This window comes from Saccharothrix sp. NRRL B-16348 (assembly GCF_001280085.1).
Taxonomy (GTDB): domain Bacteria; phylum Actinomycetota; class Actinomycetes; order Mycobacteriales; family Pseudonocardiaceae; genus Actinosynnema.
On record NZ_LGED01000249.1, the window covers coordinates 12,409 to 29,778 of the forward strand.

The 17,370-nt window shown below is 71.6% G+C and carries 21 protein-coding genes and 1 tRNA gene; 11 read left to right on the forward strand and 11 right to left on the reverse strand.

Going from position 1 to position 17,370, the window contains the following annotated elements; all coding sequences use genetic code 11:
• Positions 1–84: 84 nt before the first annotated feature.
• The 4 genes from ADK67_RS40815 to nucS all read right to left on the reverse strand — a co-directional run bounded on the left by ADK67_RS40815 (position 85) and on the right by nucS (position 3,292).
• Positions 85–423, reverse strand: coding sequence for a hypothetical protein (locus ADK67_RS40815; protein ID WP_053721952.1), 339 nt, complete (start codon positions 421–423; stop codon positions 85–87).
• 293 nt (positions 424–716) lie between these two features.
• Positions 717–2,291 (reverse strand): TROVE domain-containing protein, encoded by a 1,575-nt coding sequence (locus ADK67_RS40820; RefSeq protein ID WP_053721953.1) that lies wholly within the window; start codon positions 2,289–2,291, stop codon positions 717–719.
• A gap of 108 nt (positions 2,292–2,399) precedes the next feature.
• A tRNA-OTHER gene (locus ADK67_RS51730) sits at positions 2,400–2,470 on the reverse strand.
• A gap of 162 nt (positions 2,471–2,632) precedes the next feature.
• The gene (gene nucS / locus ADK67_RS40825) at positions 2,633–3,292 is read right to left on the reverse strand and encodes an endonuclease NucS (protein ID WP_053721954.1); all 660 of its coding nucleotides are present in this window, start codon (positions 3,290–3,292) and stop codon (positions 2,633–2,635) included.
• Positions 3,293–3,468: 176 nt separating this feature from the next.
• Between nucS and ADK67_RS40830 the strand changes: the two genes are divergently transcribed.
• Genes ADK67_RS40830 through ADK67_RS40835 form a run of 3 tightly spaced genes read left to right on the forward strand, consistent with a single transcriptional unit; the run spans position 3,469 to position 4,547 of the window.
• Positions 3,469–4,005 (forward strand): NUDIX domain-containing protein, encoded by a 537-nt coding sequence (locus ADK67_RS40830; protein WP_053721998.1) that lies wholly within the window; start codon positions 3,469–3,471, stop codon positions 4,003–4,005.
• Complete coding sequence (locus ADK67_RS51735) at positions 4,002–4,163, forward strand: hypothetical protein (RefSeq protein ID WP_157621455.1); 162 nt, start codon at positions 4,002–4,004, stop codon at positions 4,161–4,163. Before ADK67_RS40830 ends, ADK67_RS51735 begins: the two co-directional genes overlap by 4 nt.
• 33 nt (positions 4,164–4,196) lie before the next feature.
• Positions 4,197–4,547 (forward strand): DoxX family protein, encoded by a 351-nt coding sequence (locus tag ADK67_RS40835; RefSeq protein ID WP_053721955.1) that lies wholly within the window; start codon positions 4,197–4,199, stop codon positions 4,545–4,547.
• Between the two features lie 3 nt (positions 4,548–4,550).
• Here the strand turns inward: ADK67_RS40835 and ADK67_RS40840 are convergent, their stop codons facing one another.
• The gene (locus tag ADK67_RS40840; RefSeq protein WP_053721956.1) at positions 4,551–5,324 is read right to left on the reverse strand and encodes an enoyl-CoA hydratase-related protein; all 774 of its coding nucleotides are present in this window, start codon (positions 5,322–5,324) and stop codon (positions 4,551–4,553) included.
• 56 nt (positions 5,325–5,380) lie between these two features.
• On the opposite strand from ADK67_RS40840, the gene ADK67_RS40845 reads away from it, so the two are divergent.
• Positions 5,381–6,217: a hypothetical protein gene (locus tag ADK67_RS40845; RefSeq protein WP_157621457.1), complete on the forward strand. Its 837-nt coding sequence runs from the start codon at positions 5,381–5,383 to the stop codon at positions 6,215–6,217.
• A 5-nt stretch (positions 6,218–6,222) separates the two neighbouring features.
• Here ADK67_RS40845 and ADK67_RS40850 read toward each other — a convergent pair whose 3' ends face one another.
• Positions 6,223–7,167, reverse strand: coding sequence for a GlxA family transcriptional regulator (locus tag ADK67_RS40850; protein WP_053721958.1), 945 nt, complete (start codon positions 7,165–7,167; stop codon positions 6,223–6,225).
• A gap of 72 nt (positions 7,168–7,239) precedes the next feature.
• On the opposite strand from ADK67_RS40850, the gene ADK67_RS40855 reads away from it, so the two are divergent.
• Positions 7,240–7,761, forward strand: a complete 522-nt coding sequence (locus tag ADK67_RS40855) for a cysteine hydrolase family protein (protein ID WP_053721959.1) — start codon at positions 7,240–7,242, stop codon at positions 7,759–7,761.
• Here the strand turns inward: ADK67_RS40855 and ADK67_RS40860 are convergent.
• The gene (locus ADK67_RS40860; protein ID WP_053721960.1) at positions 7,758–9,761 is read right to left on the reverse strand and encodes a protein meaA; all 2,004 of its coding nucleotides are present in this window, start codon (positions 9,759–9,761) and stop codon (positions 7,758–7,760) included. The genes ADK67_RS40855 and ADK67_RS40860 overlap by 4 nt on opposite strands.
• A 235-nt stretch (positions 9,762–9,996) precedes the next feature.
• Here ADK67_RS40860 and ADK67_RS40865 point away from each other — a divergent pair, with 235 nt between their 5' ends.
• On the forward strand, positions 9,997–10,305 hold the full coding sequence (locus ADK67_RS40865; protein ID WP_053721961.1) for a hypothetical protein: 309 nt from the start codon (positions 9,997–9,999) through the stop codon (positions 10,303–10,305).
• Positions 10,306–10,355: 50 nt separating this feature from the next.
• On the opposite strand, the gene ADK67_RS40870 is transcribed toward ADK67_RS40865, so the two are convergent.
• From ADK67_RS40870 to murA, 3 genes are all read right to left on the reverse strand, one after another.
• Positions 10,356–10,823: a peptidoglycan-binding domain-containing protein gene (locus ADK67_RS40870; RefSeq protein ID WP_053721962.1), complete on the reverse strand. Its 468-nt coding sequence runs from the start codon at positions 10,821–10,823 to the stop codon at positions 10,356–10,358.
• Positions 10,824–10,842: 19 nt separating this feature from the next.
• Positions 10,843–11,313 carry a peptidoglycan-binding domain-containing protein gene (locus ADK67_RS40875; RefSeq protein WP_082404571.1) on the reverse strand — a complete coding sequence of 157 codons (471 nt, stop codon included), beginning with the start codon at positions 11,311–11,313 and terminating at the stop codon, positions 10,843–10,845.
• Positions 11,314–11,408: 95 nt separating this feature from the next.
• Positions 11,409–12,665, reverse strand: a complete 1,257-nt coding sequence (murA, locus tag ADK67_RS40880) for a UDP-N-acetylglucosamine 1-carboxyvinyltransferase (protein ID WP_053721964.1) — start codon at positions 12,663–12,665, stop codon at positions 11,409–11,411.
• Positions 12,666–12,769: 104 nt separating this feature from the next.
• Here murA and ADK67_RS40885 point away from each other — a divergent pair, with 104 nt between their 5' ends.
• From ADK67_RS40885 to ADK67_RS40895, 3 genes are all read left to right on the forward strand, one after another.
• On the forward strand, positions 12,770–13,342 hold the full coding sequence (locus tag ADK67_RS40885) for a cob(I)yrinic acid a,c-diamide adenosyltransferase (RefSeq protein WP_053721965.1): 573 nt from the start codon (positions 12,770–12,772) through the stop codon (positions 13,340–13,342).
• Positions 13,343–13,417: 75 nt separating this feature from the next.
• The gene (locus tag ADK67_RS40890) at positions 13,418–14,101 is read left to right on the forward strand and encodes an alpha/beta fold hydrolase (RefSeq protein ID WP_053721966.1); all 684 of its coding nucleotides are present in this window, start codon (positions 13,418–13,420) and stop codon (positions 14,099–14,101) included.
• 4 nt (positions 14,102–14,105) lie between these two features.
• Positions 14,106–14,789, forward strand: a complete 684-nt coding sequence (locus ADK67_RS40895) for a winged helix-turn-helix transcriptional regulator (protein WP_053721967.1) — start codon at positions 14,106–14,108, stop codon at positions 14,787–14,789.
• Here the strand turns inward: ADK67_RS40895 and ADK67_RS40900 are convergent.
• A complete protein-coding gene (locus tag ADK67_RS40900) occupies positions 14,777–15,130 on the reverse strand; it encodes a winged helix-turn-helix transcriptional regulator (RefSeq protein ID WP_053721968.1) in 354 nt (117 codons plus the stop codon). The genes ADK67_RS40895 and ADK67_RS40900 overlap by 13 nt on opposite strands.
• Positions 15,131–15,222: 92 nt before the next feature.
• Between ADK67_RS40900 and ADK67_RS40905 the strand changes: the two genes are divergently transcribed.
• Together ADK67_RS40905 and ADK67_RS53085 are read left to right on the forward strand one after the other, a co-directional pair.
• Positions 15,223–16,089 carry an NAD(P)-dependent oxidoreductase gene (locus tag ADK67_RS40905; RefSeq protein WP_053721969.1) on the forward strand — a complete coding sequence of 289 codons (867 nt, stop codon included), beginning with the start codon at positions 15,223–15,225 and terminating at the stop codon, positions 16,087–16,089.
• A 135-nt stretch (positions 16,090–16,224) separates the two neighbouring features.
• Positions 16,225–17,370: a PKD domain-containing protein gene (locus ADK67_RS53085; RefSeq protein WP_197289861.1), complete on the forward strand. Its 1,146-nt coding sequence runs from the start codon at positions 16,225–16,227 to the stop codon at positions 17,368–17,370.

A 17,370-nucleotide genomic window follows, 5' to 3' on the forward strand; every position in this document is an offset into this window, starting at 1 on the left:
GCACAGCCGATCAAGCCGACGGTAGTGCACCTCGGTGCGCTCCGCCGGTTTGAACTACCCCGCGCTAAACCTCAGGTGGACGCGTCAGCGGGTGAGGACGAACCGGGTCTCGGCGGAGACGGGACCGGAGGTGGCGCCGATGGCGAACCGGGTGCCGGGCGCGGCATCGCCGAACGACTCGGGCACCCGGACGGGGACCTCGGCGAACCGCCCGACCGCGTCCGCGGTGGTGTCGCCGACCGGTCGGCCGTGGAAGGTGAAGACCACCCGACCGTGTGCGGGAAAGCCCTCACCGCTGAGCCGGACTTCGCCACCGGCCTGACCGGCGACGGGATGTGCCGCGAGGTGCGCGGCGGAAGGGGGCGCGGCGGTGGAGCTGAACGCCGCGACGATCGGTGGCGCCGACAGGGGCGCCTGCGACACACAGCCCGCCACCGCCAGGAGTGCTGACAGCAGAACCGACAAGACCAGGGCGGGAGGGCCGGATCTTCGTCTTCGAGGTCTTCGCACCACGCGCCTCCAGGCCCGTTGACGGGGAAGTCAGCGTATATCGCGAAATCCGCCCTGCCACGCGCCCGAACGGCTTACCGCGTCCCGAGAAGTGCGGACAGGGACAGGCGCCGCCGGCCCGCGCGAAGCGGACCGGCGGCGCCTTGGCACGTCTCCCGGAACGACCTGGACCGACCGGGACCGACCCGGAACGACACCGGACGACGTCAGAACGGCCAGTCGGCGTTCCGACCGCTCTCCAGCAGCGGGATCATCCGGAAGGCTTGGTCGGTGAGCCCGCCGAACGTGTGTCGATCACGGCCGCCGCTTGGCGTGTGGCCGTACCGGTACCCGGCGAGGTTCCACGTGTACAGCGGCACGTCGTCGGGCATCGCCCGGTGCACGTCGCCGTCGCCCACCTGCTCGTCCGTGATGATCACGACCCGGTCGTGCAGCTTGAAGTGCGACCGCACCGCGCGCGCGGTGGCCGTGCCGCCGCTGATGAAGTAGCCGTCGGACTTCCAGCGGTCGACCGCCTTCAGCAGCGACTCGCCCCGGTTGAGCCGGAACGGGCGCGTGCTGTCGGAGTAGGACACCACGTCCGCCCGCTCGCACCGCGACCCGAGCGCGATCCCGAACACCGCCGCCGCGTCCCACCGCATGAGCGTGCCGTCCTTCGAGAACGGCGCGTTCATCGAGTACGACGTGTCGATCAGCACCAGCGTGCGGCCGGGCAGCTCGGGCAGGTTGCCCAGCGAGTGCGTGATCGCCTGCTCCAACGCCCACGCCCACCGCAACGACGGCGCCGCCCGGTACGCCGACAGGAACCGCATGGGCAACTGCCGCGACCGCGCCACCTGCTCGGCGTCGGCCAACCGCGCCGCCACTTCCGCCGCCACCGCGTCCGACACCTCCGCCGCGTCGAAGTTCCGGAGGTTGCGGAGCAGGGCCATGTACCCCATCGACGGGATCAGCGACTCCCACACGTCGGCCGTCAGCGGGCCCTGCAGCCAGCCGGCGACCGATTCCCACGTCATGCCCGCCGCGCGCAGGGTCGCGGCGACGGTGTCGCGGTCTTCGCGGAACAGCGCCCGCCGACGCTCCACCGGCCACGCCAGCAGTTCCGCGCGGGTGCGCAGGACGGCGAGTGACTCGGGCACGTCGTCGGCGCGGTTGTTGCGGCGGTCGAGGGCGTGGGTGAACAGGTCGCCCTGCCAGTCGGCGCGCGGCGACGGGTGGGTCAGGTTCAGCACGTCGCCGAACCGGAAGGCGCGCGCCTCGGAGTCCCACTTCGCCAACGCGCGCTCGTCGTACAGCCGCCGCACCGCGTCACCGATGCCGCGCTTGACCGGCTTCGGCAGCGCGCGACCGTGCCGCGAGGTCCAGTAGGCCAGCAGTTCGCCCGGCTCGTCGGCACGGCGCAGCACCGAGTCGACGACCTGCCGGGACAGGCCGGGCGCACCGGAGTCGAGCCGTGCCTTGACGAAGTGCGCCGCGCCGACGACGGCCGCCGTGCGCATGTTCGCCTCGCCGCGCAGCCACGCCAGGAACCGGGCCGTCCACTCCGGGTCGGCGTCGGTCGTGGCGCGGACCAGCGCGGCGTAGCGGTCGTCCCGCTCGCCCGCGTCCCCGTAGAACGTCCGCTCGCCCACCATGTTGGTGACCGCGAGCAGGAAAAGTTCCGACTTGGGGTTCCGCGCATATCCCGGCGAACCCTCATGGGTGCGCCCGCTCGCCACGGCCTCGGACTTGACCGGGCTGGACACGGCCGCGCGCACGCGACCGAAGTTGAACTTGCTCATTTCCGCCCCTCAATTGCCGAGGGGGAGCGACGACAGGCTCCACACGTGCCCGAGATCAAATCGGTGAAGGTACATTAGGTGCTCTACCACCTGAGCTACACCGGCCAGGGCCGGTGACGGGACTCGAACCCGCGACATCCCCATTATCAGTGGAAGTAACCCTCGCCTGCGCACCGGGCACGTGTGAAGTTGTGTGCTCCCGAGATCCAGACGTCCTGCGGCGTGATTTCACCTGAAGAAGTAGCCGCCGGACTTCGCACCGGGAGTGCGTGGCCCAGAGTAATCGGCGCGCGGGAACGATCAACCGGTTTTCCGGCGGATCCCCCTCGACGCGGCGGCGGTCAGAACAGGCGGAACTCGTCCGACTCGATTCCGCGCAGCGCGTCGTAGTCCAGCACGACGCAGCGGATGCCGCGGTCCTCGGCCAGGGTGCGCGCCTGCGGCTTGATCTGCTGCGCCGCGAACACGCCCCTCACCGGCGCCAGCAGCGGGTCGCGGTTGAGCAGTTCCAGGTAGCGGGTCAGCTGCTCGACGCCGTCGATCTCGCCGCGGCGCTTGATCTCGACCGCCACCGAGCCGCCCTTCGCGTCACGGCACATCAGGTCGACCGGGCCGATCGGGGTCGGGAACTCGCGCCGGACCAGGGTCCAGCCGTCGCCGAGCGTGGTGACGTGCTCGGCCAGCAGCTTCTGCAGGTCCGCTTCGACCCCGTCCTTGACCAGGCCGGGTTCCGGGCCGAGTTCGTGCTTGGAGTCGTGCAGCACCTCGGCCAGGGTGATGATCAGCTTCTCGCCCGCCTTGTTCTGCACGACCCACACGTCCGGGTCCTCGATCAGCCAGCACGGCGGGCTCATCCAGTTCAGCGGCTTGTACGCGCGGTCGTCGGAGTGGATCGACACCGAGCCGTCCGACTTGATCAGCAGCAGCCGCTGCGCCATCGGCAGATGGGCGGTGAGGCGTCCGACGTAGTCGACCTGGCAGCGAGCGATGACGAGGCGCACGGCCGACAGGCTACGGGGTGCGGGCTCCGGCGCACCGGCAGGTACCGCCACGTGGCTGACCTTCGGCTTCCGGTCGGCCACCGGTTTGGTGGTGTACTTCGCATGAGGGCGGCGTGATCGGAACTGGCCCGATCGCGGTCCGGCGGCCCGGAGCATTCGGCACAGGGAGAGTGATCGTGGAGACCCTCGGATCGCGTGAGGTGTACGCGAACCAGTGGATGGTGGTCCGGGAGGACGCCATCGGACGGGCGGACGGGACCACCGGCATCTACGGCGTGGTGGACAAGCCCGACTTCGCGCTGGTGATCCCCATGGACGGCGAGCGGCTGCGGCTGGTCGAGCAGTTCCGCTACCCGATCGGCATGCGGCGCTGGGAGTTCCCGCAGGGCACCGCGCCCGAACGCGCGGACGAGGACCCGCTGGTGCTGGCCGAACGCGAGCTGCGGGAGGAGACGGGGCTGCGGGCGGGCAAGCTGGTGCAGCTCGGCTTGCTGGACGTCGCGCCGGGCATGTCCAGCCAGCGCGGCCGGGTGTTCCTGGCCACCGACCTGCGGGAGGGCTTCCACGAGCGGGAGCACGAGGAGCAGGACATGCGCTCGGCGTGGTTCCCGCGCGCGCAGTTCGAGGCGATGATCGCGCGGGGCGAGATCACCGACGCCCAGTCGATCGCCGCGTACACGCTGCTCCTGCTGCACGAGCACGCGCAACCGTGACCGGACCAGGGACCGGGACCGGGACCGTCGGGATCGCGGAGTTGACCTCCGCCGAGCTGGTGGCGTGCGCGGAGGCGTTGACCGACGTGCTGACTGACGCGGTGGAGGAAGCGGGTGGGGTAGCCGGTCACCTCCCACGCCGCTCGCACGTCGGGTGAGCAGGAGTTCTTGTCCGCTCACCCGGAGGTGTCATGTCCACCGCACACGTCGTCGTCACCGTCCTCGCGATCCTCGCCAACGCCGCGGCCGCCGTCGCCGACTTCGCGAAAGCCGGCTTCGTCCTGGCGAACTCGGCCGAGGTCCGCGTGCCGCACTCGTGGGTGCCCACGTTGGGCGCGTTGAAGGCCGCGGGCGCGGTCGGCCTGCTCCTGGGACTGCTCGGGGCGCACGTCGTCGGGACGGCGGCGGCGATCGGGCTGGTGGTGTTCTTCGTGGGCGCGGTCGGGCTGCACGTGCGGCTCCGGGTGTGGCACAACATCGCCTTCCCCGGCACGTTCCTCGCCCTCGCCGTCGCGTCCCTCGTGCTGGGGGCGGCGAGCTAGCCGTCAGTCGGTCCAGACGGGCGGGCGCTTCTCCAGGAACGACGACATGCCCTCCTTGGCCGCCGCGGTCTGCGACGCCGCCGCCATCACCTCGACCGCGATGGCGTAGGCGTCGGCCTCCGGCCGGTCGAGTTGGGCGTAGAGCGTCTGCTTGCCCAGCGCCTTGCTCGCCCGGCTGCCGCGGGTGGCCCGGCGCATCAGCTCGGCCACGGCGTCGTCCAGCTCAGCGAGCGGCACGACCCGGTTCACCAGGCCCCACTGCTCGGCGGTGCGCGCGTCGACGGTGTCGCCGGTCAGCGCCATCTCCATCAGCCGCTTGCGGCCGACCGCGCGGGCCACCGGCACCGCCGGGGTGTGGCAGAACCAGCCGCCCTTGCCGCCGGGCAGGGCGAACCCGGCCTCCTCCGCGGCCACGGCCAGGTCGCAGGACGCCACCAGCTGGCAGCCCGCCGCCGTGGCCAGGCCGTGCACGCGCGCGATCACGACCTGCGGCACGGACTCGATCGTGCGCATCAGGTCCGTGCACAGCGTCAGCAGCTCGCGCACGCCCTCCAGGTCACGGGCGGACACGTCGGCGAAGTCGTGCCCGGCGGAGAACACCGGCCCCTCGCCCGCGAGCACCACGCCCACCGCGTCCGACGCGGCGACGTCGCGGAACGCGGTCAGCAGCTCCGCCAGGTGCTCGGCGGACAGCGAGTTGCGCCGGGCGGCGCGGTCCATGGTGATCCGCACGACGTCATCCGTGCGGTCGACGCGGATGTGCTGGTATTCGGCCATGTCGCGACGGTAACCGGCCGTGCAACCACTCGCCGGGGGACGTCCGTCCTGGGTGCATGAGACTTCGTCTGTTACCGGTGCTCCTGGGCGCTTCGCTGCTCGTTGGCTGCGCTTCGCAGGCATCGCACACCCTGCCGGTCGACCCCGGCCATCCCGGCACCTCCACCCAGACCGCCACGCCCAACCCGCCGCCGCCGACGGACTTCCCGGTGAACGCCGTCCCCCGCCCGATCGTGCTGTTCCTGCCGAAGCTGGTGACCGTGGAGTGGCGCGGCCTCGGTGAGGAGAAGTTGGCGGTGGGCTACGGCTACCGGTTCACCGGTGTCGAGCCGCCCGCGCCCGCGCCGGCGCCCGTCGTGCTGCCCGACGGCACGACGACGTTCCCGCTGATCGGCGTGCGCGACGCGTTGACCGCGATGTCCGCGGACGCCCGCGAGGGTGAGCCGCTGGAGTTGGTGAACGCCGAGCTGGGCAAGGCGGTGTTCAACACCGACCGCGGTGACCTGGAGCTGCCGGCGTGGCTGTTCCGGTCCTCGTTCGGCAGCGTTTACGCCTGGCCCGCGGTCACGCCCGCGGCGTTCTGGAAGCAGGGTGAGGTCATCGACGGGAGCCACCACGCCAAGACGTCGGACGGCGTGGAGCTGGAGGTGGAGCTGGGCGCGGCCCCGTCGCCTTGCCACCCCGACGAGACCCCTGCCGTCAACGAGCCCGTGGTGACGGAGACCGAGACGTCCGTGGTGATCGGCGTGCGGACGATCGGGACCGTCGGCCAGTGCGCTCGCGCCGCGATCTACCGGTCCCAGTACTACCCCGTGAAGCTGTCGAGGCCGTTGGGCTCGCGGGTGCTGGTGTTCGAGGAGGACAGCACCATCATCCCCGTGACGCGGAACTGACCGGGTCAGGAGGCGGGCACGCGGAACGTGCGGCGGTAGGCGTCGGGGGTCACGCCGAGTTCCGCGCGCAGGCGGCGGCGGAGGTTCGCCGGGGTGCCGAGGCCCGCCCGTTCGGCCACGCGGTGCACCGGCAGGTCCGTGGTCTCCAGCAGGCGCTGGGCCAGCCGGACCCGCTGCACCTGGAGCCAGCGGCCGGGCGTGTTGCCCGTGGCGGCCAGGAACGCCCGGTGGAACGTGCGCTCGCTCATCCCCGCGTGCGCGGCCATCCCGGCCACGCCGACGTCCGACGACAGGCGGTCCACCGCCCAGTCCACAGTGGACGCCAGGCCGGCGCGCTCGGGGCGGTGCGGCAGGGGTGGGTCGACGTACTGGCGCTGGCCTCCCTCCCTCGACGGCGGCATCACCAGGCGGCGGGCCAGGGCGGCGGCCACGTCGGCGCCGTGCGCCCGGCGCACCAGGTGCAGGCACAGGTCCAAGCCGCCGACCACGCCGGCCGACGTCAGCACCTCGTCGTCGGTGAACAGGACGTCCCGCACCACGCGGGCGCGGGGCGCGGCGGCCTCCAGCGCGTCCAACAGCCGCCAATGGGTGGTCGCCGCACGCCCGTCCAGCATCCCCGCCGCCGCCAACGTGAACGCGCCGGAGCACAGCGCCGCCACCGTCCCCGAGAACGACCGCAGCGCGCGCACCGCGGCTGACGGCACCGGCGCGAGCGGATCCACCCGGCCGGGCACCACCACCAGGTCGCAGTCGCGCAGTCCGGACAGGCCGTGCGTCGCCGGGATGACGCCCACCGGCTCCACGGCCGTCGCCACCCGCCCCGGCGCGCACAGCCTCAACGTGAACGGGCCGACACCGGCGTCGACGCGGTCGACGCCCCACACCTCGCTCACCACCGAGATGTCGAACATCCGACTGCCCGCCAGCAGGAGCACACCCACCGTCCGCATGGCAGGATAGTATCCCAACGTGCCAGGTCTGCCACTCCCACCCGGCCCGGTGACCAGCGCAGACTCGACGCCATGACCGACACCGCCCTGATCCTGATCGACGTGCAACGCGGCTTCGACGACCCGTCCTGGGGCAAGCGGAACAACCCCGACGCGGAGGCCAACACCGCCCGTCTCCTCGACGCCTGGACCGGCCCGCTGGTGCTCGTCCGGCACGACTCGACCGAGCCCGGCTCGCCGCTTCGGCCCGGCCAGGACGGCAACCGGTTCAAGCCCGAACTGGACCGCGCCGAGCCCGACCTGGTCTTCGCGAAGGACGTCAACTCCGCGTTCCACGGCGAGGTCGACCTGGACGCGTGGCTCAAGGCACGCGGCATCACCGACATCGTGCTCGCGGGGATCCAGACGAACATGTGCGTCGAGACGACCGCCCGCGTCGGCGGCAACCTCGGCTACCGCGTCAGGGTCGTGCTCGACGCCACGTTCACGTTCGACCTGGAGGGCCTGACCGCCGACGAACTGTCCCGGGCGACCGTCGCCAACCTGCGCGGCGGCGGGTTCGCCGAGATCGTGTCGACCGACGACGTGCTCTAACGGCCGGTCTGGAGACCGTTCCCCTCACGCACCACGGTCACGATCTCGTCCATGATCTGGGTCAGCTCGTAGTCCTTGGGCGTGAAAACCCGGGCCACGCCGCGTTCGCGCAGCTTGTCGGCGTCGTCGGGCGGGACGATCCCCCCGACGACGACCGGCACGTCACCCGCGCCCGCCGCGCGCAGGCCGTCGACCACCGCGGGCACGACCTCCAGGTGCGAGCCGGACAGGATCGACAGGCCGACCACGTGCACGTCCTCCTGCACGGCGGCGGCCACGATCTGCGCGGGTGTGAGCCGGATGCCCTGGTAGACGACCTCGAAGCCGACGTCGCGGGCCCGCACGGCCACCTGCTCGGCGCCGTTGGAGTGGCCGTCGAGGCCGGGTTTGCCGACCAGGATCCGCAGCCGCTCGCCCAGCTCCTCGCCGGTCGCCCGCACGCGCTCGCGCACCCGGCCGATCTCCGCGCCCGCGTCACCGGACGCCGAAGCCGCCGAAACCCCGGTCGGCGCGCGGTACTCGCCGAACGTCTCGCGCAACGCCTGCGACCACTCGCCCGTCGTCACGCCCGCCTTCGCGCACGCGATCGTGGCCTCGACCAGGTTCTGGTCCGTCTTCGCCGCCGCGCGCAGATCGGCCAAAGTGGACTGCACCAGCGCGTCGTCCCGAGAGGACTTCCACGCCCGGACCGCCTCGACGGCGTGCTGCTCCACGACGGGGTCGATCTGCTCGATCGCGTTCGCGCCCTCGGCCTGCAACGGCGACGGCTCGGTGGTGGCGAACTTGTTCACGCCCACCACGACGTCCTCACCGGACTCCACCCGCCGGCGCCGTTCCGCCAACGACGACACCAGCGCCGACTTCATGTAGCCGGACTCGACCGCCGCGACCGCGCCGCCCATCGCCTGCACGCGGTCGATCTCGGCCCGCGCGCCCTCGACGAGCTCGTCCACCTTGGCCTCGACGACGTGCGAGCCGGCGAAGATGTCCTGGTACTCCAGCAAGTCCGTCTCGTAGGCCAGCACCTGCTGCATCCGCAGCGCCCACTGCTGGTCCCACGGCCGGGGCAGGCCGAGCGCCTCGTTCCACGCGGGCAGCTGGATCGCGCGGGCGCGCGCGTCCCGCGACAACGTCACGGCCAGCATCTCCAGCACGATCCGCTGCACGTTGTTCTCCGGCTGCGCCTCGGTCAGCCCGAGCGAGTTCACCTGCACCCCGTACCGGAACCGGCGGTGCTTGGGGTCGGCGATGCCGTACCGGTCGCGGGTGATCTCGTCCCACAGCCGGACGAACGCCCGCATCTTGCACATCTCCTCGACGAACCGCACGCCGGCGTTGACGAAGAAGGACATGCGGGCGACGACCTCGCCGCGCCGTTCCTCGGGCACCTGGCCGGAGTCGAACACCGAGTCCAGCACCGAGATCGCGGTGGACAGCGAGTACGCGATCTCCTGCACGGGCGTCGCGCCCGCCTCCTGCAGGTGGTACGAGCAGATGTTGATCGGGTTCCACTTCGGCACGTTCGACACGGTCCACGCGACCACGTCGGTGATCAGCCGCAGGCTCGGCCCGGGCGGGAACACGTACGTGCCGCGGGACAGGTACTCCTTGATGATGTCGTTCTGCGTCGTGCCCGCGAGCGTGGCGCGGTCCGCGCCGTGCTCCTCGGCGACGCTCACGTACAGCGCGAGCAGCCACATGGCCGTCGCGTTGATGGTCATGGACGTGTTCGCCTCGCCCATCGGGATGCCGTCGAACAGCTGCCGCATGTCGCCGATGTGGCTGACGGGCACGCCGACCTTGCCGACCTCACCCCTGGCCAGCTCGTCGTCCGGGTCGTAGCCGGTCTGCGTGGGGAGGTCGAAGGCGACGGACAGGCCCGTCTGGCCCTTGGCGAGGTTGCGGCGGTACAGCGCGTTGGAGGCGGTGGCGCTGGAGTGGCCCGCGTACGTCCGCATCACCCACGGGCGGTCGCGCTCTCGGTCTGCCGGGTACGGCACAGCAACCCCTGTCTCATGGCCGCTGCTCCGCAGACGGCGGGCGAGGTCGCCTGGAAGTCGACCGTTCGCGCCTGATTTCCCGACGATCGAAAAGCGTGATCGCCGGCAAATGAGTCGCGAACGATCGACGCGACCTCGCGGTCGGGTCTCCTCTGGGGAGGTGGTCCCCCGTAGCGTACTGACGAGTAACACAGCCCGCGCGTGCCGTTGCTCACTGAATCGAAGCTGCGGGAAGATGGACGGCGTGACCACGCTCACCACGTTCCTGCTGCTGGTCATCGTGTTCGGGCTGCTCGCCCTCGTGCTGTTCTGGGCGTTCGGCATCGACCGCCGGGCCGTGCCCGACTACACCGGCGACGACTTCGGCCTGCTGACCGAAGTCACCGCCGTGCCCACCCCCGAAGCCGCGGACGTGCTCGCCAAGCGTTTGCGCGCCGCCCGGATCAAGGTGACGGTGGTGCGCCGCGGCGAGTCGCACCGGCTGCTGGTGTTCCCCGCCGACGCCCCCGACGCCAAGCTCCTGCTGCGCGAAGAGCCCTCCTGACCGGGCGGGTCAGGAGGGCTCTCCGGTGCGGCTGTCCGGTGCGCGGTCGCTCAGCGGTAGGCGTAGCAGTAGCGATTGCGGTCGTCGATGAACTTCATCCGGTCGCGGGTGTTGGGGCCGTAGGACCCGTCGACCGTGGCGCCGATGTTCTTCTGCACCGCCTTCAACGCGGCCTGGGTGCGCGGGCCGAAGCTGCCGTCCGTGTCGAGGTCGCGGACGTACTCGTCCCCGTACGGCGACGCCATCCGGAGACCGCCGTAGCACTTGACCATCGTGGCCTGGAACTGCACCACGATCTTGTAGTTCGCCACCAGGCCGCTGCCGATCAGGCACGTCTGGCTGTTCGCGCTGCTGGCCGGAACCAGGATGATGTTGCTGCCGACGTAGCGCGACACCATCTTCACGCACAGGTCGGTCGCCGCGGACGCCGATCCCCCCGACGCGACCACCCCGGTCACGGCCATGAGCACGGCCGCCACACCCGCGCCGAACCGGCGCAACCCTGAACCCTTCTTCATCCCGATCTCCCCCTTGAACTCAGTAGCCGTAGCAGTAGACGCGGTCCGGCGTCGTGAACTTCATCCGGTCGCGGGTGTTCGGGCCGTAGATGCCGTCCGCGGCGGTGCCGATGTGGCGCTGCACGGCCTTCAACGCGGCCTCGGTGCGCGAGCCGAAGCTGCCGTCGGCGTAGAGGTCGCCCACCTTCTCGTCCGAGTAGGGCGACGCCAGGTTCAACGTCGGGTAGCACCGGCGCATGGTGAACTGGAACCGGGACACGACCGTCGCGTTCGCCGCGTAGTCGCGGCCGATCTGGCAGAAGGCGCTGCCCTTGGTCGTCGGCACGACGATCGTGCGACCCGATCGCACCATCTCCGTCATCGCGGTGCACCGAGGCGCCTCCGCGGCCGACGCCGGCGTGGAGAACGCGATGGCCGCCGCACCCACGGTCAGGGCGACCAGGCCGAGCGCCCTCCCGCGCCGGCCCCGCCCGCCGAACAATTCCCTCATGTGTCTTCCCCCTGAAGTCGGCCAACGTGCACCGACTCTAGGGAAACCGCTGCTCAGGCGGTGTCCGGCGAACACCCGACACCGGGTGAGGTGAATCAGGCGCTGACGCGCTCCACGGTGGCGCCGAGCTTGCGCAGGTTCTCCACGAAGCCCGGGTAGCCGCGCTCGATGTGGAAGATCTCGTACACCTCGGTCGCGCCGTCCGCGCACAGCCCGGCCAGCACCAGCCCCGCGCCCGCGCGGATGTCCGACGCCCACACCGGCGCGCTGGACAGCCGCTCCACGCCACGCACCACCGCGTGGTGGCCGTCGGTGCGCGCGTCCGCGCCCAGCCGCACCATCTCCTCGATGAACCGGAACCGGGCCTCGAACAGGTTCTCGGTGATCATCGACGTGCCGTCGGACACGCTCGACAGCGCGATCGCGAACGGCTGCAGGTCGGTGGCGAAACCGGGGTACGGCAGCGTCACGAAGTCCACCGACCGCGGCCGGTCGGTCTGCACCACGCGGAAGCCGTCGTCGAGCGTCGTCACGTCCGCGCCCGCCATCCGCAGCTTCTCCAGCACCAGGTCGAGGTGGTGCGGGTCCACGCCGCGCACGGTGATGTCACCGCGGGTCATGACGGCGGCGAACGCCCAGGTGGCGCCGACGATCCGGTCGCCGATCACCCGGTGCTCGGTCGGCTGCAGCGACTCCACGCCGTGCACGGTGAGCGTGGACGTGCCCGCGCCCTCGATCTTCGCGCCCATCTGCTGCAGCATCACGCAGATGTCCACGATCTCCGGCTCGCGGGCGGCGTTGTCGATGACCGTGGTGCCGTTGGCCAGCACCGCCGCCATCAGGATGTTCTCCGTCGCGCCCACGCTGGGGAAGTCGAGCCAGATCTGCGCGCCGTGCAGCCCCTCGGCCTCGGCGATCACGCAGCCGTGCTCGATCTCGCTGTGCGCGCCGAGCTTGCGCAGGCCGTTCTGGTGCATGTCCAGCGGCCGGTTGCCGATCGCGTCGCCACCGGGCAGCGCGACGACGGCCCGCTTGCACCGGCCCACCAGGGGACCGAGCACGCACACGGACGCGCGCAGCTTGCCCATCGCCTCGGAGTCGGCGCGGTGGTTGAGCTCCTTCGGCGTGGTGATCGTGACGACCCGGCCCTCGATCGCCACCTCGCAGCCCAGGCTGCGCAGGACGTCCGCCATCAGCGGCACGTCGAGGATCTCCGGGCAGTTGGTGATGGTGGTGGTGCCCTCGGCCAGCAGTGCCGCCGCCATCAGCTTGAGCACGCTGTTCTTCGCGCCTACGACGGCGACCTCGCCGACGAGCCGTCCACCGCCATGAACCCGGAAGTGCTCACTCACGTAAGGAACTCCTTGCTCGTTGTGCCGCAATCCTACGTACGGTCTGAATCGTGCCCGTCCGTGGTGGGCCACCGCCGTGTCGCGCGGTGTCTACAGTGCTTCGCATGGCCGTGCACCTGACGAAGATCTACACCCGTGTCGGCGACGACGGGACCACCGGCCTCGGCGACTTCTCCCGGGTGCCCAAGACATCGCCCCGCATCACGGCGTACGCCGACGTGGACGAGACCAACGCCGCGCTCGGCGTCGCACTGGCGCTCGGTGCGCTGGAACCCGATGTCGCCGACGTGGTGCGGCAGGTCCAGAACGACCTGTTCGACGTCGGCGCGGACCTCTGCACGCCCATCGTGCCCGACCCCAAGTACCCGCCGCTGCGGGTCACCCAGGCCTACGTGGACCGGCTCGAGTCGTGGTGCGATGCGTTCAACTCCCGGTTGGGCAAGCTGGAGTCGTTCATCCTCAACGGTGGCACACCGGGCGCGGCGCTGCTGCACCAGGCCCGCACGATCGCCCGGCGGGCCGAGCGGGGCGCGTGGGCGTTGATCGAGGTCGAGGCCGAGCAGACGAACGCGCTGACCGCGAAGTACCTGAACCGGCTGTCCGACCTGCTGTTCATCCTGGCCAGGGTCGCCAACCCGGACGGCGACGTGCTCTGGCAGCCGGGCGCGAACGCCTGACCTCCGACGGTGGCACTTCCTGTTTTTGAAGCTTAGACTTCAAAAACAGGAAGTACGCCTACCGGGAGGTCGCCCATGACCACTCACGTCCTCGTCCACGGCGCGTGGCACGGCGGTTGGGCCTGGGAGCGGGTCACGCCCCTGCTCACGGCGGCCGGCGCGCACGTCGTCACGCCCGACCTCACGCACGACCGCGACGTCGGCCTGTCCGACCACGTCGACGAGGTGGTGGCCGTGATCGACGCCGTCACCGACCCGGACCTGGTGCTGGTCGGCCACAGCTACGCGGGCCTGGTGGTCCGGCAGGCGGCCGACCGGCGGTCCGACCGGGTGGCCCACCTCGTCCTGGTCGACGGCTGGGCCGGGCCGGACGGCGCGAGCCTGACCGACCTGGCCCCGGACCGGTTCACCGCCTGGGTCACCGCCGCCGCGAACGCCGACGGCCTGATCCCGCCGCCCGCGCCGGCGTCGTTCGGCATCACCGACCCCGACGACGCGCAGTGGCTCGAACGGCGGCTGCACCCCCACTCGCTGCGGACGTTCACCGAGCCGACCCGCCTCACCGGCGCGGTCGACCGCATCCCCGGCACGGGCGTGCACTGCGTGCCGGAGACGTTCCCGTTCGCCCGGTTCGCCGCCGACCTCGGCTACCGGGCGGTGCCGGTCGACGGGCCGCACAACGTGCCGCTGACCGACCCGAAGAGCATCGCCGACGTGCTGCTGGGCGTCGGGAGCAGGGAGGCGACGACCCTAGGATGAGCCGGTGGACCAGCGGACGTACAACCAGTACTGCGCCACCGCGCGGACGCTCGACCTCGTCGGCGAGCGCTGGACGCTCCTGCTGATCCGCGAACTGCTGACCGGGCCGAAGCGGTTCGGCGACCTCCAGGGCAGCCTGCGCGGCCTGGGCACCGGGCTGCTGGCGGCCCGGCTGAAGCACCTCGAACGGGAAGGCCTCGCGCACAAGGTCACGCTGCCCGCGCCGGCCCGGACCCCGGCCTACGCCCTCACCGAGGCGGGCCGGGAACTCGGGCCGGCCGTGTTCGCCCTGGCCCGCTGGGGCACGAAGTGGGCCATGGGCGAACGGCGGCCGGGCGAGGCGTTCCACCCCGGCTGGGCCGTGCTGGCGATGGAGGCGTTCTTCGACCCGGAGGCCGCCGCGGGCGTGCGGGCCGGCTACGAGTTCCGGGTCGGCGAGCACGTGTTCCACGTCCGCGTGGACGACGGCACGGTCGACGCCGGGCACGGCCCCGCCGAGCACCCCGACGCGGTGATCGAGACCGACGAGGACGTCTTCGCCGCGCTGGCGGACGGCCGGTCGAGCCTGGCGGACCAGATCGCGTCCGGCGCCGCCTCGGCCTCCGGCGACCAGGACGCCCTGCGCCGGCTGGGCGCCCTGTTCCGCCGGCCGAGCCCCGCCGTGCGCGTGCCCGGTCAGGGCGCGTAGACCACCTTCTCGGCGCCGATGCGCCGCATCCGCTCGACGCCCCACTCGCCCAGCGGGGCGAGCGCCTCGTTCAGCGACACCCCGTCCTCGGTCAGCGCGTACTCCACCCGCGGCGGCACCTCGGGGAACACCTCGCGGTGCACGAGGCCGTCCTCCTCCAGCTCGCGCAACTGCTGGACCAGCATCTTCTCGCTCACGCCCGGCAGGCCGCGGCGCAGCTGGGCGAACCGCCGCACGCCGTGCTCCGCCAGCTCCCACAGGATCAGCGACTTCCACTTCCCGGACACCACGTCCATCGCGGCGTCGATGCCGCAGAAGTAGGGACCACGTCGAGCCGCCATCGACCCTCCCGGAGGGGTGCTCACCAAAAGGTGGGTACTGCACAAAATAGTCCGTACTGGTCAACCGTAACGGTACGGGCGACGATCTTGGCATGACAACCACGAAGGTGACTGTTCTCGGGCTCGGCGCGATGGGCGCCGCCCTCGCCGCGGCCCTGGTGCGCGCCGGGCACGCCACCACGGTCTGGAACCGTTCGCCCGGCAAGGCCGACACCCTCGTCGACCTGGGCGCCACGGCCGCCGACACCGTCCACGACGCCGTGGCCGCGGCGGACGTGGTGATCGCCTGCCTCTTCGACGCCGACTCGGTCCACGAGGTGCTCGACCCGGTGGCCGACGTGCTCACCGGCCGCACGCTGGTCAACGTCACCACGACCACGCCCGACCAGTCGAGGGAGATCGCCGGCTGGGCGGCGGCGCACGGCGTGACGTACCTCGACGGCGGCATCATGGCCGTGCCGCACATGATCGGGCAGCCCGGCTCGTCCATCCTCTACAGCGGTTCGGCGACCGCGTTCGAGCAGCACCGCCCGCTGCTGGACCTGTGGGGCGAGAGCGCGTACTTCGGCGAGGACGCGGGCCTGGCGTCGCTGTACGACCTGGCCCTGCTCGCCGGCATGTACGTGATGTTCGCCGGTTTCCTGCACGGCGCGGCGATGGTCGCGGGCGCGGGCGTGTCGGCGACCGAGTTCGCCCGGCGGGCCGCGCCGTGGCTGTCCGCGATGACCGGCGGGTTCGCCGGGTTCGCCGCCGTGGTCGACGGTGGCGACTACACCGTGCCGGGGCAGCAGAGCCTGGAGTTCTCCGACCTCGGCGACATGCTCGACGCGAGCGCCGCGCAGGGCATCTCCACGGAGGTGGTCGGCGTGGTGCAGGAGCTGATCCGGCGGCAGGTCGACGCCGGTCACGGCAAGGAGGGCTTCGCCCGGATCTACGAGAGCATCAAGCAGCCCGCCTGACCCCGGCACGAGTGGCGCGCCGTTGGGCCGATCGAGTGCCTTCTCGATCAGATGTTCGACTCTCTGATCGTTCTCCGGTTCACTCGGTCGGGCCGGACGCCGGGGGGCGTCCACTCGACAAGGGGGTATCCCGCCGTGCGCGGAACACGAAGATCCGGACTGGTCGTGGCGATCGCGCTGCTCGGCCTGCTCGTCCCGGGGGTGGCGCACGCCGCGCCGCCCCCGAACGACGACTTCGACCGAGCGGCGCCGATCGCCACCCTGCCGTTCAGCACCACCCAGCCCGCGGAGGAGGCGACCTCGGCCGACGACGACCCGTCCCACTGCTACTCGTCCCACCACTCGGTGTGGTTCACCTACACCGCGCGGGCCGACGGCGTCGTCACAGCGTCCACGGCGGGCAGCGGCTACGACACGACCCTGTCCGCGCACACCGGCACGCGTGGCGCGCTTACCCAGGTCGGGTGCAACGACGAGGCCGAGGGCACGTCCCAGTCGCGCGTCGACATCCCGGTCGTCGCCGGCGTCGGCTACCACTTCGCGGTCAGCGCCTACCGCGCCGGGTCGGCCGGGTCGCTGACCTTCTCGGTGACCGAACGGGCGACGCCCGCACCCGCGAACGACGCGTTCGCCGGCGCCGAACCGGTCACCGCCCTGCCCCACGCCGTGGACGCCGCCGAACTGTCCGCGGCGACCGCGGAGCCTGCCGAGCCGAGCAGCGAGTGCGGACCGACCACGCAGTCGCTCTGGTACGCCGTGACGCTGCCCGTGACCACGCCGGTGACGCTCTCACCGTCGACCGCCGGCGCGCGGTTCGAGGTCTACACCGGACCCGCGCTCGGGAGCCTCACCGCGATCGGCTGCGCCCGGTTCGGCAGCCTGACCTTCCGCGCGACGGCGGGCACGACGTACCACGTCCGCCTCACCACCGACTACGCCGATCCGGCGCCGATGCGGTTCGTGATCGGCGTCGCCCGACCGATCGTGCCCCGCTTCTCCCACTACCCGATCACGCCGTCCACGCTCGGCGACGTCACGTTCTACGACTTCACCGAGGTGCCCGACGCGTCCGGGCCGTTCACCACGCGCTGGGAATTCGGCGACGGGACGACCGGCGAAGGCGACCACCCGCAGCACCGCTACGCGGCCGACGGCGACTACCGGGTGACGCTGACCGTCAGCGCCGAGGACGGCCGAGAGGGCACCACGTCCAAGGTGGTGAGAGTGCGCACGCCCGCCGTCACCGCGTTCACCGCGGCCGGCGGCCTCGACGTCGCCTGA

What these genes read in the sequence shown, in the direction of transcription:
- ADK67_RS40820 (WP_053721953.1), bottom strand. Translation starts at nt 2,291, where the DNA reads ATGAGCAAGTTCAACTTCGGTCGCGTGCGCGCGGCCGTGTCCAGCCCG.
- ADK67_RS40835 (WP_053721955.1), top strand. Translation starts at nt 4,197, where the DNA reads ATGTCCACCGCACACGTCGTCGTCACCGTCCTCGCGATCCTCGCCAAC.
- ADK67_RS40840 (WP_053721956.1), bottom strand. Translation starts at nt 5,324, where the DNA reads ATGGCCGAATACCAGCACATCCGCGTCGACCGCACGGATGACGTCGTG.
- ADK67_RS40845 (WP_157621457.1), top strand. Translation starts at nt 5,381, where the DNA reads ATGAGACTTCGTCTGTTACCGGTGCTCCTGGGCGCTTCGCTGCTCGTT.
- ADK67_RS40850 (WP_053721958.1), bottom strand. Translation starts at nt 7,167, where the DNA reads ATGCGGACGGTGGGTGTGCTCCTGCTGGCGGGCAGTCGGATGTTCGAC.
- ADK67_RS40855 (WP_053721959.1), top strand. Translation starts at nt 7,240, where the DNA reads ATGACCGACACCGCCCTGATCCTGATCGACGTGCAACGCGGCTTCGAC.
- ADK67_RS40865 (WP_053721961.1), top strand. Translation starts at nt 9,997, where the DNA reads ATGGACGGCGTGACCACGCTCACCACGTTCCTGCTGCTGGTCATCGTG.
- ADK67_RS40870 (WP_053721962.1), bottom strand. Translation starts at nt 10,823, where the DNA reads ATGAAGAAGGGTTCAGGGTTGCGCCGGTTCGGCGCGGGTGTGGCGGCC.
- ADK67_RS40875 (WP_082404571.1), bottom strand. Translation starts at nt 11,313, where the DNA reads ATGAGGGAATTGTTCGGCGGGCGGGGCCGGCGCGGGAGGGCGCTCGGC.
- ADK67_RS40885 (WP_053721965.1), top strand. Translation starts at nt 12,770, where the DNA reads ATGGCCGTGCACCTGACGAAGATCTACACCCGTGTCGGCGACGACGGG.
- ADK67_RS40890 (WP_053721966.1), top strand. Translation starts at nt 13,418, where the DNA reads ATGACCACTCACGTCCTCGTCCACGGCGCGTGGCACGGCGGTTGGGCC.
- ADK67_RS40900 (WP_053721968.1), bottom strand. Translation starts at nt 15,130, where the DNA reads ATGGCGGCTCGACGTGGTCCCTACTTCTGCGGCATCGACGCCGCGATG.
- ADK67_RS40905 (WP_053721969.1), top strand. Translation starts at nt 15,223, where the DNA reads ATGACAACCACGAAGGTGACTGTTCTCGGGCTCGGCGCGATGGGCGCC.